Source organism: Anabaena cylindrica UHCC 0172, from assembly GCF_034931625.1.
Taxonomy (GTDB): domain Bacteria; phylum Cyanobacteriota; class Cyanobacteriia; order Cyanobacteriales; family Nostocaceae; genus Anabaena; species Anabaena cylindrica_A.
Map to the genome: position 1 here is coordinate 16,329 of NZ_JAYGGY010000004.1, position 16,477 is coordinate 32,805.

The window sequence follows — 16,477 nt, forward strand, 5'->3', positions numbered from 1 at the left end:
CAATTCAAAATAGGAAATGTTTCATTTTTCCCCCTTGCTCCCTGCTCCCTGCTCCCCTGCCGCTTCTGTCGCTATAATTACCTAAAGCCGTTTGATATATATGAATGATTGCTATTTATCCTGGGAGCTTCGACCCTATTACTTTAGGACACCTTGACCTTATTCAGAGGGGTAGTCGGCTGTTTGATGGGGTGATAGTGGCTGTATTGCGAAATCCTAACAAAATGCCACTGTTTACAGTACAACAAAGAATAGACCAAATTCGTCTGACTACAAAACATTTACCTAATGTGGAAGTAGATAGCTTTGACGGTCTGACCGTTAATTATGCCCAAATGCGACAAGCACAAGTTTTGTTACGCGGCTTAAGAGCGGTTTCCGACTTTGAGATCGAGCTGCAAATGGCTCACACTAATAAAACACTTTCTACTCAAATTGAGACAGTTTTTCTGGCAACCTCAAATGAGTATAGTTTTTTAAGTAGTAGTGTGGTAAAAGAGATTGCAAAGTTTGGTGGCTCTGTCGATCATCTCGTTCCCCCACACATTGCCTTAGATATATACCAATGCTACAACCAAAACTCTCCCGCCCTGAATCTAATCACAACGGAAACAACCCACCACCTCCAGAGCAGCCTACTGGACCAACAGGTGTAGATATTCAGCTAGAACTCAATCGGCTGGAGGATATTGTTCTTTCTGGTCTACAAATTCCCCTAGTACGACGCACTCTAGTAGATGAAGATAAGCTACTAGAACAGCTTGATTTTGTGCGTGTTTCTTTACCGTCGGTGTTTCAGGAAGCGGCGGAACTCCTCCAACAAAAGGAGGAAATCATGCTGGAAGCTGAGGAATATGGACAACAGGTTGTGGAATCAGCACAAGCCAAAAGAGCGCAAATTTTGGCTGAGAGCGATATTATCAGACAGGCAGAACGGGAAGCTGAACAGTTGCGGCGAAAAGTGCAGCAAGAGTGTGATGCGATGATGCAAGATACTCTGGCAGAAATTGAGCAGAAACGACGTGCTTGTATGCAAGAATTGGAGGAAATGAGACAAAGTGCGATCGCACAAGCTCAAGAAATTGAAGATGGTGCCGATCAATATGCCGATAATGTCCTGGAAAATATCGAACAGGATCTTCAAGAAATGTTGCGAATTATCACTAATGGCCGTTTACAACTGCGAGGAGATATACCAAAGCAGCGTAATTCACCCAATTCTAAAAAGAGATAATCATTCGTAATTCATAATTGTGGCGAAGTTGAAAATCATCTTGATGCATTTACCTTTCCTGGTATTGCATCCAATTTTTAGTAAATTCATGATGATATATTTTAAATATTAAAATGTCTAAATCAGATACAGCATTTTGTGTAGTTAGGAGGTACAACATCTAAATCTAAATTCAAACCTATACACAAAGCCAGTTTTACTCCTGACTCCTGACTCCTGACTTACCTCTATATCACATTGTAATATATTGTCTGAATCAGGATACCCAGGATTAAAGGATTTACAGGATTGTTATTTGATGGTTAATGACTCAGATTATAAAATTGTCAGAATCAGGATACCCAGGATTAAAGGATTAACAGGATGATTACTAGAAGTGAATGATATATTGATTATTACGGTCATTTCATAAAAATTAACCTTTCTCTATAACAATCATCAACAACTAACAAAAAATCATTCAATCACATTCTGTACATCCTTACATCCTGGACATCCTGATTATGACAACCACAACATTCACCACAACACAAAAAATCATCCAATCACATTCTGTACATCCTCAAATCCTGGACATCCTGATTCAGACAATAATATGCTATTTTTAATACAGCATACATGAAACCAATCATTAACCAATCATGAATAATCCACAACAACCGCGAGAATACGATGCTGTGCTTGGTGGTAATAGTCCATCTCTAGAAGGTGCTGCGGTTTTAGGTGGTATTGAAGGGGTAAAGTTGCGGTTACAAAATCCAGATGCACAGGTGAGAATTGCTGCACTTGAGCAAGCCTTAAATTATGGGGAACAGGGTTTAGATTTGGTAATTGCAAGTTTAAATGACGAGATTTTAAAAGTACAAAAAGCGGCTTATTTATTGTTAAAGTTTTGGAAAGAAGAAAATAAATCTTCAGAACCAAGCTTACTTGAGAAAATCAGAAAATTTGTCTTTAAACACCCAAATCAACAAAATATTGAACAAATCTTAATAAGTAAAGTTAATCAGGCATTAAGAAACTCCGATGCACATTTAAAACTAGGATGTTCAACAGACTATACTCATTTAAGAGATTTACTCGCAGCAGGGAAATGGGAAGAAGCTGACAAAGAAACAAGACGGGTAATGTTAGCAGTAGCCAAACGGGAAAGAGAAGGTTGGTTAAATATTGACAGTATTAATAAATTCCCCTGTGAAGACCTCCGTACTATTGACAAGTTGTGGGTAAAATATAGCAATGGAAAGTTTGGTTTTTCTGTTCAACAGCGTATTTATCAAAGTTTGGGTGGAACTGAAGATTGGACAGTTTCGGAAGCCTTAGCTTTTTGTGACAAAGTAGGATGGAGGAAAAACGGGTGGGTGAGCAACCGATACAGTGATATCTTGCCCAGTTTCTATCCAGACTCGTGGGATGACTACTACTATCTTTCTTTTCCAGAAGCGGTGGAGTTGTATAGAATGACATACTCACAAGAATTTGCTAATAAAGAAGGGCCAAAGGGTCTACTTCCTTGGTCAGTTCATCATGAAATTGTTGGTATGGAGATGGAAGATATACCGCGGGGTTTAGTAAAGGGTTGTGAAGGGAAGGCTTATTTGAAGCATCGGCAGGGTTCTGGTTTGGAAGACGTGTTGGCTTATAGCGAGATTGAGAATCTCTATAGCTGCTATAGCTCTAAAACTAGGACTAGGGGGCTGGCAGGTTCGGTGTACGGGTTGGCTTATAGCGAGATTGAGAATCTGCCTTTATCTCTTCGTCCCACTTCTTTGACTTCTTTGACTTCTTTGACGTTGCGGTCGATGGATCTGTTCACTCGCATCCAGACTTGTAAGCGAAAACGCACCTAATTTAAAGATTTAGGCGGGCAAGGGATGCCTCCACAATAGTTAAAGTTAAACTCCTCAAGGGTGATATAGTTGAAATGAGGAACAACTAAATCGGTCATATATAACGGTTACAGCAACTTTCTAAGACTTATCAAGAGATTATTTCCTACAGAAATACTATGGTTTGAAAAAAGCATCTTTGGGCTGATATAGACTGTCTAACTTCTCAATGATTTTTAATTGTTCTGGTGTTCCTAAATGTTCAACCTCGTTTTTTATTTTAACTATATCTATAGTTATTAATTTTTTTAGAGTTTCTGGATTTTTAGAATAACTAATCGTTTTACTTAAAATCTCTGGCGAAACTTGTAGTAATATTTCCTTCACCAACTCTATTTCATTTGAATTTAATAGATGTATATATTTACCAGTAGACATAAAATTGCTTTTAATCTAAAGAATATAAACATTATACTGCAAAATACATTTATTTAACAAAAAATTGATACATTAACAACTATTCCCTATTTACACAAATGAATAACCCTCATCACCAACTAATCCAGCGAATAGACTTAATGCTTCGCGCCCGCTATCCCCTACTATATATAGTCGGAGTCGAAGAAGAACCAATAGAACAAGTCCTCCAACAACTCACCCAAATATCCTAGACACCACGACAGCTATTATTATGGGATATAGTCACAGGTTGGGATGACAACGGAACTGATAAAGGTTCAGTCATGGGTGCATTATCAAGAATTACCAAAGCCCCAAAAAATACAACTACAATATTTGTATTATGAGAGGACTTGTTATATCAAATATGAGTTTATCCACACCGCTTTATAAACAAATTTAGTTATGAAGAAGCTATCCATATTTCGCTTTAAAAGTATTACCCATCGCTTGATATTTAGTTGTGTTGTCGCAGCGATCGCTATTTATGGGGTTTCCTATTGGCAAGCACGTAAACTGTTACAAAAAAGTGTAGATGGTTGGTTGATTGATTTAGCTCAGTCTCGAATTGACAGTGTTGCCAATGAGATGGAAGGGAAACTGCAAGCCATTGAAAGAAGTATTCTGCTGTCGATTTATGGTATTGAAAAATCTGCACAAAATTCCAATGCTGTTAATCAAAATGAACTGTTATCAATATTAAAAGCTCTGGTTGAAAAACAGCCTCAAATTCAGGCAATTGCACTCATTAATGCCAGCAATATTTCTGAGACTGGATGGTACTATGACCGACAGGGAAAATACACCAAACTTAATCTAGAAGCAAGCAAAGTTTGGCTAACTCGCTGCCAAATCAAGGGCAATACCCCCGCTACCTCACCGTTTTGGACACAACCCTATCCCCTTAATCATCCATCAGCTATCACTTATTGCGTTCCTTTATCTGCTAATAGTAATCCAGAAACTATCAATTGGCTGGCGATGGAAGTGAATTTAGATTGGGTATCTCCTAATATGGCAGAAAAATTAGCCCAGAAAAATCAATCGCATGGTCTAGAATTGGGTAATTATTTTGTGTTTTCACCATCAAATTCACAATGGATTGTCAAACCAGAAAATCCTCAACTACTTCAGATATCGTTATCTCAGCACAATCATAGTCTAAATAATCAGGAATCAAGTCCGGGGTTGATTAATACTAGAAATAATTCCCAAGGTATTTTAGTAACGACAAAGGTAAACTCTACAGATTGGATTGTTGGCATCACATTTCCCGCTGCGAAGTTAGAGCAATTTCAACAACAATACCTGTGGTTGATAATTGTTTCCATGTCGAAGGATATGTTGTTGATATGTGTGGTAATTGCCTTTATTTCTCAACTTACTACCCGCCCTTTGCGTGAACTCAACACTAGCACACAAGAAATGGCTCAGGGCAACCTTGATACCATCCTACCCGCAGTTACTTCCGATGATGAAGTGGGGCGGTTAACCCAATCTTTTCGGCAAATGCGCGATTCTCTGCAACTGTATATCAGCAATCTGCAAGAGACAACAGCGGCTAAACAAAAATTAGAAAGCGAACTTTCTATTGCTGCCCAAATTCAGCGCACAATGGTTCCCCGGACTACTGTAGATAGCAGTCCTAATTCGCCATATCAGATATCTGCTTTATTGAAACCTGCGCGGATTGTGGGTGGTGATCTCTATGACTTTTTTCTCTTGGGAAGCGATCGCTTGTGCATAATTATTGGCGATGTCGCTGATAAAGGATTCCCCGCTGCACTACTGATGGCACGCACTGTCACCTTAATTCGCACTCTCACCAAACCCTTCCATACCCCCAGGGAAATCCTGCACACCGTTAATCAGGAACTATGTGCCGAAAATGAAGAATGTTTATTTGTTACCGTGTTTTGCGGTGTAATCGATCTACGTAGTGGCAAATTTATTTATGCCAGTGGCGGTCATGATGCTCCTATATTGATACACGATCAGCAGGTTAAGTATCTAGATTTGGAAACTAGTCCACCACTGGGACTGTATGAAGATTCTCTGTTTGAGGAAAGTGAGTGTGTACTTGCTGCCAACGATTTAATCTTACTTTATACTGATGGCATCACAGAAGCGATGAACTCCCAGGGCGAGATATTTTCTGAAACCCGGTTAATTGAGATGATGACATCCTATCCACCAAGCAACCCAGCCCGTGCAGTTCGCACAATTGTACATTTTTGCCAGGAGTTTGTGGGGGATGCACCGCAATCAGATGATATGACCTTGTTAGCTGTGCAGTATCTACCGTCAAGTCCTTTTTCTCAAGCAGTAAATGTTATGGAATGGAACCTGACTCTCAACAGCGAATTAACTGAGTTAGAGACAGTGAAACAAAGCTTAGGTAAGATTTTGCAGGCAGCTAGTCTGACTGTGGAATTGATTGAAGATGCCCAGTTAATTGTCGAAGAGGTTTTAGTCAATATTATTCAATATGGTTATGAAAATCACAGCAGCGGTTATATTGACTTGCGAGTTGAAATCAATGATCAACAGTTAATAATGACTTTTAAAGATAGTGGCAAGGCTTTTAATCCCTTAACTGAAATTGCCTCACCAGATATGATGATGGATGATGAAGATCGCTCTCTGGGCGGATTTGGCTTTTTTTTGGTGCAAGAACTCGCAGAGCAAGTAGACTATGTTTATCTCAACGGTAAGAACATTTTGACAGTTCGGCAAGCGATCGCGAAACGCCGGCCATAGGCGATCGCTAAAGTAGCTTAAAATCACCCAATTTCAGCTAAACTACAAATAAATACTAATTACAAAATAATAATCTATGTCATTGCAAATCTACGTAGAAACTACTAACCCCACTACCTTGTGTTTAGCATTGGACGGTCAGCTTGATACACTGACAGCAGCGGATTTGGATCAATCTATTCACAACAGCTTGACACCGAACATCCAGACTCTGATTTTAGATCTCCAGAAATTGAATTTTATCTCCAGTGCCGGACTACGAATTCTTGCCAAGGCGCGAAAAACGATGAAATCAAGAGAGGGTAAGGTATATTTTACCCATCCTACTCCTCAAGTGAAGAAAGTATTTGATATCGTTAAAGCTGTTCCTCTCTCTGAGGTGTTTGCCAATACTCAAGAGTTAGATGCCTACTTGGAAGCCATGCAAGCTGAAGTAGATGGAGAAAGTGATTAAAATAATTCGTAGTAGTACCAACCGCAGGTTTTCTCACAGGATTTTTGATCAATGTTCACTTTAGCTCAAGTCAGTTTTGGTAGAAACAGCACTAGTTTAATTGGAATTATTTATTTACTTTTTGCGGTTGCTTACTTTTTAGTTATGCTATTTTTGCTATTTTTACGCCGACCTAAACCTAGGAATTTAATATTGGTATTTGATATTATTCAATTAATATTTGTACCATTGATCATGCTATTTTGTGGATTCATCCTATTGTTTCAAGGTTGGAGATTAGATCCTATTCTTCAGTTTGTACAATTTTTGTTGTTCATATTAATTACTTACTTGCTCATCAAAGATATTGTAATTAGTACAATTGATAGAAAATAAGTAAAGATATTTTTAGATTATTTTCACGCAAAGACGCAAAGATAAGAAAGCTTATTTGCATCTTTGCACAATACTTTTATAAAGTATAAGTGAAATCTTTCACCAACATACCAGGAACTAAACTACCACCTAATTGACGACTTTCATAAGTTCCGACATCGGGAATAAACTCTTGAAAATCGGTTAAATCAACCAAATTGTCTTCACCCCAGAAACGATAGAGACTTTCATCAAAACGTAGGTTTTCAATAGGTGCAACTATTTCGCCATTTTCTACCCAAAAACAGGCATAACGTGTCATACCTGTAATTCTACCAGCAGGACGATCGCTCCAATTTAAATAATGCAAATTAGAAACATATAACCCTGTATCTAAACTGGTTAAAATATCCGCAAATGCTAAATTACCAGGACTGATTTCTGGCGCACGTAAGGTTTCTGAACTATTAGCACCATTAGCGGGTTTATTATATTCCTTAGCAGTCCGAGAATTAACTAAAGTATTGATTAAAATCCCTTTTTCTACTAAATTTAACTCTGGTGCTGCCATTTCGCCTAAATCATTAAATCTCGGAAATAAACCCTGTTGAAAGTTTTCCTTTAAAGTAAATTTTGCTGAAAGTTGTTTTTCTTGACGTGATAAAACAGCTAAAGCACTATTCCCTTGTTGAATATCAGCTTCACTAATAGCACCCCACGAAAGCATACTCAATAATTCAGCAACAGCAGACGGTGCAAAATAAGTTTTGTATTGTCCTCTTGGTAATTCTTTTGCTGGATGAGACAGCATGACTAATTGCTCTTTACCATCATTTATTTTAGCAATATAAGTAGATTCATCCCAATTACTACCAGCAAAAGTACCTTTTACAGCTTGTCCTGATTCTCTAAACAAAGAATAATCTAAAGTAAAAGAATCAGTTGCGAACCAGTGTTTCTGCCCATTAGAGTCACCATAAGCTCTAATAACAACTCCTCCAGCATAAATACCAGTAAAATCTAAATCATTAACCGATTCCAAAATATTAGAAATAGTTGTTTCTGATGTTAATAGTTTTCCTGTATTTACTTCCCGACTGGTATTAGCTCCTATAGGTATAATTAGATAAGGATCAATAGGTAATAAAGTCAACTCTTCACGTAACTCTTGCAAAGCATTATACCCTAATTGCCAATCAACTTCCCAAACTCCAGTAAAAGGAAACTGACGAAAACTACTGCGCTGATTTTCCATTAAAGTCAATTTAATCCAACCATCAGCAACTAATCCTGTTTGTCGCACCTTAGCATGATTAAAGCGAGTAAACTGACTAATTTCACTGCTAAGTCTCACAGTAAAATGTTCAGTTGCCATTTTCTTAATCAACAAACCTTCTACCAACTGATTAAAATTACTTTCTAAAACTGATAACTCTTCAAATTTCATAATTATCCTAAACCTACAATTAGCAAACACAAAAAAACTCAGCGAACCTCCGCGCTAACCTCCGCGTACCTCTGCGTTAAAAAACTCCTCCTAACCTCCCCCAAAAACCTCAACATTAGCAAATACACAAAAAGGTGAACCATGTCCTACCCAAATGGCTTGATTAGGCTCTCCCTTCCCACAAAAAGGTGTACCATACATTTGCCAATTATCAGCATTTCCTACCTGAATTAAACTGTGCCAAAACTCTGGAGTAGTGGCACGATAATTAGGATTACGAAGGGTTTTAGTAAGTTTACCGTTTTCAATTAACTTTGCATATTCACAACCAAACTGAAATTTATACCGACGATCATCTATTGACCAAGAACGGTTAGACTCCATATAAACGCCTTGTTCTATACCGCTAATCATTTCTTCAAAAGTGGCATTTCCTGGTTCTAAATTCAAGTTAGCCATTCTGTCTATAGCTGGTCGATTCCATGAAGAAGCACGAGCGCAAGCTACACCTGGTAAATCTGCTCTAGACTGACTTTCTAAACTTCCTAAACCCCGTTGTAATATTCCTTCTTTAATAACATATTCTCTAGTAGCTACTGCACCAGTATCATCAAAACCATAGCTGGCAAATTCACCTTCTACGGTGGGGTCAAAGGTAATATTCATCAAGGATGAACCATATTTGAGTTGACCAAAATCTTTTTTGGTGACAAAACTACCACCTGCATAGTTGCGCTCATCTCCTAAAATGCGGTCAATTTCTAAAGGATGACCAACACTTTCATGGATTTGCAGCATCATTTGGTCTGGTGCTAAAAGTAAATTTGTGCGAGTATTTGGGCATTCTTGGGCTGTTAATAATTCTAATGCTTGTTCGCCCACTTTCTGCACTTGAGACCAGAGGTGATCTTGGTTTAACAGTTCCCATCCACCTTGATAGGAGTTGGCTTCTGTGCCATTGTTAGTGCGTGGCTGAACGATCGCACCATCTTGAGCGATCGCACCAAAATGAGTTCCCAAGGAAAGGATTTTTTGATACACTTCTGATCCATTGCTGCTGACAAACCAAGTTTCTTTCTCGCTGGTGTTAATTCTGGCGGTGGTTTGGACGATTTTGTCGTTAATTTTCAGCTTTTGGCAAATCCGAATGAGTAAATCGTTGATTTCCCCTGGACTAATAGCACTAAATGGTTCTAGAAAAGGTGATTTATATTCGCCTACAACCTTAGGACGTGTATTTTGATTAAATTGATATATCCACCATTCACTAGCTGCTAGTGCTTGTTTATAGGCTGTTTGGGCAGCAGTTTGCAAGGATGGTAATGATAAGGAGTTGGTAGCGGCATAACCTAAACAACCATTCACCATTACTTCTAACATGGCTCCTGTGGTCAAGTATTTACCGTTGCTTTTGGGTAAACCATCACGCACAAAATGAATGGATGCTGTTTCCTTGACGGCGCGAATACCGATCCAATCAGCAGGAATATTGAGATGAGCGAGAGCGAAGCTAATCGTTCGCGTAGCGTCTCGTAGAGAAGGTATCTCTTTTGTTAATTCTGACCACATAACGCAAATTATAAAAAGATTGGTTAAGTTATTATGCTTAACACAAAAGTCATCTTATAAACACGAATTTGGTGATTTTTTTGGCACTTAAAATATTTTGCCTAGTAATTTTTACTTATTTATCCATAGTCAATTATCTAACTCAATTACAGATGACTTACCTTGAGCTAACATTTTTGGACGTAGATAGAGATTTTCTAACAACACTGCGACACCAGCCACCCAAGGGGGGACAATCACAGCGCCAATAATTCCTAAAACCTGTGTTCCTCCTAATACTGCTAAAAGTTGATATAAGGGATGAACACGCACAGATGAACCGACCAGCAAGGGATCAAGAACATAACTTTCTATATTTTGAATTACCACAAATAACAGCAGAACCCACAAAAAAGTTAATCCACCTTGGGGAATCGCTACAATTAATGCCGGAATTGCTCCTAGTACTGGCCCGATAAAGGGAATTAAATTTGTAAATCCAGCAATTACACCGAGTGCCAGAGCAAATTCTGATAGTCCTAAAACACTTAAACTGAGGGTGATGACAACACCTAAAATCGCTGATACCAAAACTCGCCCTTGAACATAACCCCCCATGCGACGGGAAATTGGTGTAACTTGAGCAGCTAAGTGTTTATCCCAAGGTTGGGGAAATAAATCTGTTAAACCTTTGACTAAATTGCTACTACCGGCAACCATGTACCCGGAAATAACTAAGGCTAAAATTAGATTTACCACACCCCCAACAATGCCACGAGTCAAGCCTAAAGAACGCACAAGTACTTGCTGACTAGAACGAAATAACCAATTTGTGAGAGATTGAATATCCAGGAATTGCTCAAATGTCTCTACTTGAGTTATTCCCACTCGCATAGCCAGATTTTCGATTGCAATTCGCAAATTTTCTAAGTAAATAGGCAATTTATTCGCTAGTCGTTGGATTTGCTCAGAAACAGAGGGACCAATAATTAAACCTGCACCAATCAACCCAGCAATTAGGCTAACATATACAACTATGACACCTAACCAACGGGGAATGCGTAATTTTTCGGCGGCGTTAACAATAGGTGCGATCGCAGCTGCTAAAACTACAGCAATCATTAATGTGACTAACAAACTCCGTAATTGCCACAAGAGAATCACCAAACAACCAATTGCAACAATTAGCAGCAATTCTGAAAGGGAAATCTTTTTTTCTGTCATATATTAATTGGTGATTGGTAGTTGGTAATTGGTGATTGATGATTGATATTCCTGCTTCTTCAACGATGCCAGCGTGTGCCTTCTTTACTATCAATTAAGCTGATTCCCTTGGCTAAAAGTTGATCACGAATGCGATCGCTTTCCGCAAAATTTTTGGCTTTCCGTGCTTCCTGTCTTTGTTGAATTAAATCATCAATTTCCCCATCACTTAAACCATCCTGGGGAGGAGTTTCTGCTTCTGGTTGGGCAGTTAAACCCAAAACATCTGCTAAAGTAACTAGAGTTTGCCACTGTTTTAGTAATTCCTCGGCGGGAGTTTCCGTTTTCCCTTGATGTACAATAATATTTCCTTCACGAATTAGTTCTTTGGCTAATTCAAAAATTACTGCTAATCCACCAGGAAAGTTAAAGTCATCATCAACAGCTTCTTTAAATTTCTCTATGTAGCTATTAGAAATTAGGTGATTCCCAGTCCCCAGTCCCCAGTCCCCAATCCCTAACTTTTTACCATGTTTATAACCGAAGAGTAAACCTTCTTGTAAAGTATGCCAGCCATTGGTTGCAGCTAATATGGCCTCATCGGTAAAATCAATAGGCTTACGATATTGTGCCATCATCACAAATAACCGCACAGCCATTGGATCTACACCACGATCTAACAATTCCCGAATCGTGATAAAGTTGCCCAAAGACTTGGACATTTTTTCACCATCTACCTTGACCATACCGTTGTGTAACCAGTAATTAGCTAAGGGTTTACCCGTCACCGCTTCTGATTGAGCAATTTCGTTTTCATGGTGAGGGAAAATTAAGTCAGCACCACCAGCATGAATGTCAATGGTATCACCCAAGCGGTCTCGTACCATTGCCGAGCATTCAATATGCCATCCTGGACGGCCTTGACCCCAAGGTGACTCCCACGCAGGTTCTGACGGTTTCGCGGCTTTCCATAAGGCAAAATCGAAGGGGTATTTCTTCTTTTGATATTCTGCGTCTTCGACATTTACCCGTTCACTTGCACCGGCTTGCATATCTTCTAGTTTGCGTCCCGAAAGTTTGCCATATTCTGCAAAACTCTGCACAGAATAATAGACATCACCATCAGCAGGATAAGCAAAACCTTTTTGTTCTAAATCGTGAATTAATCGCTGAATCCCGTTCATTGTATGAGTCGCACGGGGATATTCGTCAGCTTCTTTAATTCCTAGCCGTGACATATCCTCAAAATATGCTTGAATATAGCGATCGGCTACTGCTTCCATCGTCGAATTCTCTTCCCGTGCGCGTCTGAGAATTTTGTCATCAATATCAGTAAAATTTTGGACATAACGCACATCATAGCCGATAAACTGAAGATAGCGGCGTACCACATCCCAGACAATGCACGCTCTAGCATGACCCAAATGGCAGTAATCATAAACCGTCACACCGCAGTAATACATCTTAACCTTGCCAGGTTCGACGGTGGTAAATTGTTCTTGACGACGGCTGAGAGTATTGTAAATAGATAGGGTCATAATAGAGGAATACGGCAATCTGACGATAAACAATGATAACGCAACTTGATGGCAATAGAATAAGTGAGAATATTAAGCAAGCTAAAAATTAGCTACCATTATTATTAGTACTACATCTACAGTTACTCAAGCTGCATCAATTCCATTAATTATTGAAGTTGTTAGTACTAACTGGCGTGTTGATTATTTGGCAAAAGTAAAAGATTATGAAGAAATAGGTATTCCTGAATATTGGATTGTTGATTACTTAGCTTTAGGTGGAACTCCCTATATAGGAAATCCTAAAAAACCAACAATTTCTATCTATAATTTAATAAATGGAGAATATCAAGTTAGTCAATTTAGAGGAGACGAAACTATAGTATCTCCTACTTTCCCAGAATTAAGCTTAACTGCTAACCAAATTTTCCAAGCTGGTATGTAAACATGATTATGGCTGGAAGCTAAAATCAAGATAAAATTTAAAATAAACCAAAATTCTACTTCATTACTATGCAAACAACAGTTAGTTCCGAATCTCCAGCAATGGCAGCTCCCAAGCAAGGATTACCAGTAACAATTATTACGGGTTTCCTAGGTAGCGGCAAGACCACTTTACTCAACCATATTTTAACCAATCAGCAAGGTGTCAAAACTGCCGTTTTAGTCAACGAATTTGGTGAAATTGGCATTGACAACGAATTAGTCGTTGCCACCGATGAAAATATGGTGGAATTAAATAATGGTTGTATTTGTTGCACCATTAATAATGATTTAGTTGATGCTGTTTATAAAGTTCTAGAACGAGAAGAAAAACTAGATTATCTAGTTGTAGAAACTACAGGTTTAGCAGATCCTTTACCAGTAGCCATGACATTTCTGGGTTCAGAATTACGAGATTTAACCCGACTAGATTCTATTATTACCGTAGTTGACGCAGCAAATTATAGCTTGGATTTATTCAACTCTGAAGCGGCTTTAAGTCAAATAACCTATGGTGACGTAATTATCCTCAACAAAACAGATTTAGTTGATGAAAGCACTTTGCAAGAACTAGAGAAAAAAATCAACAATCTAAAAGAAGATTCAAGAATTATTCGGACTACAAACTCCCAAGTTCCACTTCCTTTAATTCTCAGTGTTGGTTTATTTGAATCTGATAAATATTTTGAATCAGAAACAGACGAACACGAGCATCATGATCACTCTCATCATGAACATGATCATCATGACGATCACGATCATTCTACCTGCGGACATGATCATCATGATCACGAGCATCATCACCATCATTCCGAACACTTAGAAAATGATGGATTTATTTCCATCTCTTTCCAAAGTGATAAACCTCTTTCAATTAGAAAGTTTCAATATTTTCTAGATAATCAACTACCTACAAATGTTTTTCGCGCTAAAGGGATTATGTGGTTTGATGAAAGTCCCCAACGTCATATTTTCCACCTTTGCGGTAAACGCTTTACCATTGATGATGATGAATGGAAAGGTGAAAAGAGAAACCAGTTAGTACTAATTGGTCAAAATCTAGATACCGAAACTTTGCTCAAGCAGCTAGAAAACTGTATTTGTCTCCCTTCAGTTAGTCGAGGTAAAGGATTTGGGAAGTAGAAATTAGTAAGTAGTTCCGTAGGTTGGGTTGACGCAAGGAAACCCAACAAAATATTGATAATGTTGGGTTTCGTGCCTCAACCCAACCTACCATATAATGACTTTTGAGCCTTAACCGAGCAGTATTGAGATTTGATGGGGTTTGGAGCAAAGACTTGTATAGGCTGTTCAACACAATCTTTTTGGATTCCAGTTCGGTACTAGTAGTCGTGCAGGCATCTTTCCTGCATTTTTTATCAATGCAACTTTACATAGAATTGATATCATTCATTTAATCGCTGCACGTTGAGTTTGATAAATGTGGATTTGATCTACCAAACCATTAATTCCAGGAACATCATAACCATAAAGTTTAAATCCATTCCCAATAAAATTAGTTAAAATCTCTGCACCTTTGCCTTGATAGTAAACAGGAACTGGTCGGTTAGCGTGACTTCCCCAACCATATTTAACTTGAGGTTCAGAACCCCAAAAATGACCTGCTTTTGTTGTGTCGGATTCTAAGGTTAAAGCTTCTGCACTGTTGTTTTTTAAAAGTTCTGCAAAATTTGGATTTAAAGTTAGGTAATGGTCATGATCTGCGGTGACAATAAGAAGGTTATTTTCCCAACCACCGTTATTTTTAATCCAGTCAATTGTAGTTTGGACAGCTTTATCAAAATCCAATACTGTCCCAATTAAATTATCTAGGTTATCATCATGAGCAGACCAATCAATATCACCACCTTCTACCATTAACCAAAATCCATCTTCGTCTTTTGATAAAACTTCTAAAGCTGCTTTTGTTAAATCTTTGAGGGTGGGATTTTCGTTAATTTCTCTAGCAATAAATGATTTATCTGTTTCCCCAGGAAGCAAGGGACGGACTGTATCGGGTTTTTGTCCTTGAGAGGAAAATAGAGAAAAGATGCTCAAACCTGTATTGCTGTAGTCTCCGTTAGCTGTACTCACAGGGAGATTTCCCTCTTGTCCTCGCGCTCCATATAATCCTAACAAGCGATCGCCTTTTTGAGGATCTAACTTACTCGCAGTCATGGCTAATTTAGCCGCAGCATCCTGACCCCGTTCTAAAAATGTATAATCGTAGCGGTTGCTATTGGGGTTTTTACTCAATTCTGCATAGGTTGATTTAGTTATATATTCAAACTTTGTCGGTGGTTCTACTCCCATTGGTAAAGCTTGACTACTTGCACCAGTGAGAGGATGTCCACCACCTAAAATCACTGTCGGTTGATAAATGCGGAGTTCTTGCTGCAAAATGTTGTCTAACGTCGGGTAGTCACCATCATATTTATTCCGACGATTAACATTAGCTGCTGCTGCACCAGGAGTAGCATGATCAATGGGTACAGAAGTGACAATCCCTGTCGATTTACCAGCATCAGCCGCAGTTTTGAGAATTGTTTCTAGTGGTTTTTCAAATATATCTACTGAAATAGCGTTGTTATAGCTTTTAACTCCGGTATACAGTGTAGTGGCTGTGTTCGCTGAGTCGGGATAACTGTGTTTGATATATTCAGGATCATTTCCTGGTGTCCAAGGATTGATTCCACCACGAACTGGATCATATCCGACTAAGTTACCAATTGCATCAGAACTGAGATTTTCTCCGCCTCCTGATGGTTTATTTCCTGGGTTAAATATGGGTTGGAATTTAAAACCTGGTAAAACCGGACTACCACCTGTAATGGAAATAGAGTTAGTTAATGCAGAATTGCTGGTATTGAAAACGCCATTAGCAGGAGCAATTGTAGTCCCGTAGGTGGTAGCGAGGGTGTAATTATCCAAGGTTTGAAAGCTGAGTCCTTCTCCTTTACCCGATGTGTAATTATATCCTTTGGCAACAGCAGCAGCGCGAGCCATTTCCCAACCCATACCATCCCCAATCATGATAATTACGTTTTTGGTTTTGGTTGTCGCTGGGGTGGAATTAGCAGCAATAGCTCCGACTATGATAATTACCAGGGTTAGAAACCCAGCCAATAAACTGCGCTTTGCTCTAAATCGTGAACTAGATTTAACTGCCATAGGTAAAATGCCTCCTCT

At 38.7% G+C, this 16,477-nt stretch carries 14 protein-coding genes and 1 pseudogene; 9 read left to right on the plus strand and 6 right to left on the minus strand.

Annotated elements, in window-relative coordinates; genetic code table 11:
- Positions 1–104: 104 nt before the first annotated feature.
- The 3 genes from coaD to VB713_RS28195 all read left to right on the plus strand — a co-directional run bounded on the left by coaD (position 105) and on the right by VB713_RS28195 (position 3,084).
- On the plus strand, positions 105–656 hold the full coding sequence (gene coaD, locus VB713_RS02000; protein ID WP_323309915.1) for a pantetheine-phosphate adenylyltransferase: 552 nt from the start codon (positions 105–107) through the stop codon (positions 654–656).
- Positions 566–1,234 carry a DivIVA domain-containing protein gene (locus VB713_RS02005; RefSeq protein WP_323309916.1) on the plus strand — a complete coding sequence of 223 codons (669 nt, stop codon included), beginning with the start codon at positions 566–568 and terminating at the stop codon, positions 1,232–1,234. The genes coaD and VB713_RS02005 overlap by 91 nt, the downstream gene beginning before the upstream one ends.
- Positions 1,235–1,875: 641 nt before the next feature.
- The gene (locus VB713_RS28195; RefSeq protein ID WP_416242401.1) at positions 1,876–3,084 is read left to right on the plus strand and encodes a GUN4 domain-containing protein; all 1,209 of its coding nucleotides are present in this window, start codon (positions 1,876–1,878) and stop codon (positions 3,082–3,084) included.
- 156 nt (positions 3,085–3,240) lie between these two features.
- Here VB713_RS28195 and VB713_RS02015 read toward each other — a convergent pair whose 3' ends face one another.
- Positions 3,241–3,501 carry a hypothetical protein gene (locus VB713_RS02015; RefSeq protein ID WP_323309917.1) on the minus strand — a complete coding sequence of 87 codons (261 nt, stop codon included), beginning with the start codon at positions 3,499–3,501 and terminating at the stop codon, positions 3,241–3,243.
- Positions 3,502–3,599: 98 nt separating this feature from the next.
- On the opposite strand from VB713_RS02015, the gene VB713_RS02020 reads away from it, so the two are divergent.
- The 4 genes from VB713_RS02020 to VB713_RS02035 all read left to right on the plus strand — a co-directional run bounded on the left by VB713_RS02020 (position 3,600) and on the right by VB713_RS02035 (position 7,111).
- Positions 3,600–3,734, plus strand: a complete 135-nt coding sequence (locus VB713_RS02020; protein ID WP_323309918.1) for a hypothetical protein — start codon at positions 3,600–3,602, stop codon at positions 3,732–3,734.
- 193 nt (positions 3,735–3,927) lie between these two features.
- A complete protein-coding gene (locus tag VB713_RS02025) occupies positions 3,928–6,282 on the plus strand; it encodes an ATP-binding SpoIIE family protein phosphatase (protein ID WP_323309919.1) in 2,355 nt (784 codons plus the stop codon).
- Positions 6,283–6,358: 76 nt separating this feature from the next.
- The gene (locus VB713_RS02030; RefSeq protein WP_323309920.1) at positions 6,359–6,736 is read left to right on the plus strand and encodes an STAS domain-containing protein; all 378 of its coding nucleotides are present in this window, start codon (positions 6,359–6,361) and stop codon (positions 6,734–6,736) included.
- Between the two features lie 144 nt (positions 6,737–6,880).
- Positions 6,881–7,111: a Ycf66 family protein gene (locus VB713_RS02035; RefSeq protein WP_323309991.1), complete on the plus strand. Its 231-nt coding sequence runs from the start codon at positions 6,881–6,883 to the stop codon at positions 7,109–7,111.
- Between the two features lie 76 nt (positions 7,112–7,187).
- Here VB713_RS02035 and VB713_RS02040 read toward each other — a convergent pair whose 3' ends face one another.
- From VB713_RS02040 to cysS, 4 genes are all read right to left on the minus strand, one after another.
- The gene (locus VB713_RS02040) at positions 7,188–8,537 is read right to left on the minus strand and encodes a TldD/PmbA family protein (RefSeq protein ID WP_323309921.1); all 1,350 of its coding nucleotides are present in this window, start codon (positions 8,535–8,537) and stop codon (positions 7,188–7,190) included.
- A gap of 90 nt (positions 8,538–8,627) precedes the next feature.
- A complete protein-coding gene (locus VB713_RS02045; protein ID WP_323309922.1) occupies positions 8,628–10,106 on the minus strand; it encodes a TldD/PmbA family protein in 1,479 nt (492 codons plus the stop codon).
- A gap of 129 nt (positions 10,107–10,235) precedes the next feature.
- Positions 10,236–11,309, minus strand: a complete 1,074-nt coding sequence (locus VB713_RS02050) for an AI-2E family transporter (protein WP_323309923.1) — start codon at positions 11,307–11,309, stop codon at positions 10,236–10,238.
- Positions 11,310–11,368: 59 nt separating this feature from the next.
- Positions 11,369–12,826 (minus strand): cysteine--tRNA ligase, encoded by a 1,458-nt coding sequence (cysS, locus tag VB713_RS02055; RefSeq protein ID WP_323309924.1) that lies wholly within the window; start codon positions 12,824–12,826, stop codon positions 11,369–11,371.
- Between the two features lie 115 nt (positions 12,827–12,941).
- Here cysS and VB713_RS02060 point away from each other — a divergent pair.
- Both VB713_RS02060 and VB713_RS02065 read left to right on the plus strand, forming a co-directional pair.
- Positions 12,942–13,250: pseudogene (locus VB713_RS02060) on the plus strand (Uma2 family endonuclease); the annotation flags it as partial.
- Positions 13,251–13,318: 68 nt separating this feature from the next.
- Positions 13,319–14,431, plus strand: coding sequence for a GTP-binding protein (locus VB713_RS02065; RefSeq protein WP_323309925.1), 1,113 nt, complete (start codon positions 13,319–13,321; stop codon positions 14,429–14,431).
- Between the two features lie 267 nt (positions 14,432–14,698).
- Here the strand turns inward: VB713_RS02065 and VB713_RS02070 are convergent, their stop codons facing one another.
- On the minus strand, positions 14,699–16,459 hold the full coding sequence (locus tag VB713_RS02070) for an alkaline phosphatase (protein WP_323309926.1): 1,761 nt from the start codon (positions 16,457–16,459) through the stop codon (positions 14,699–14,701).
- Positions 16,460–16,477: the final 18 nt, after the last annotated feature.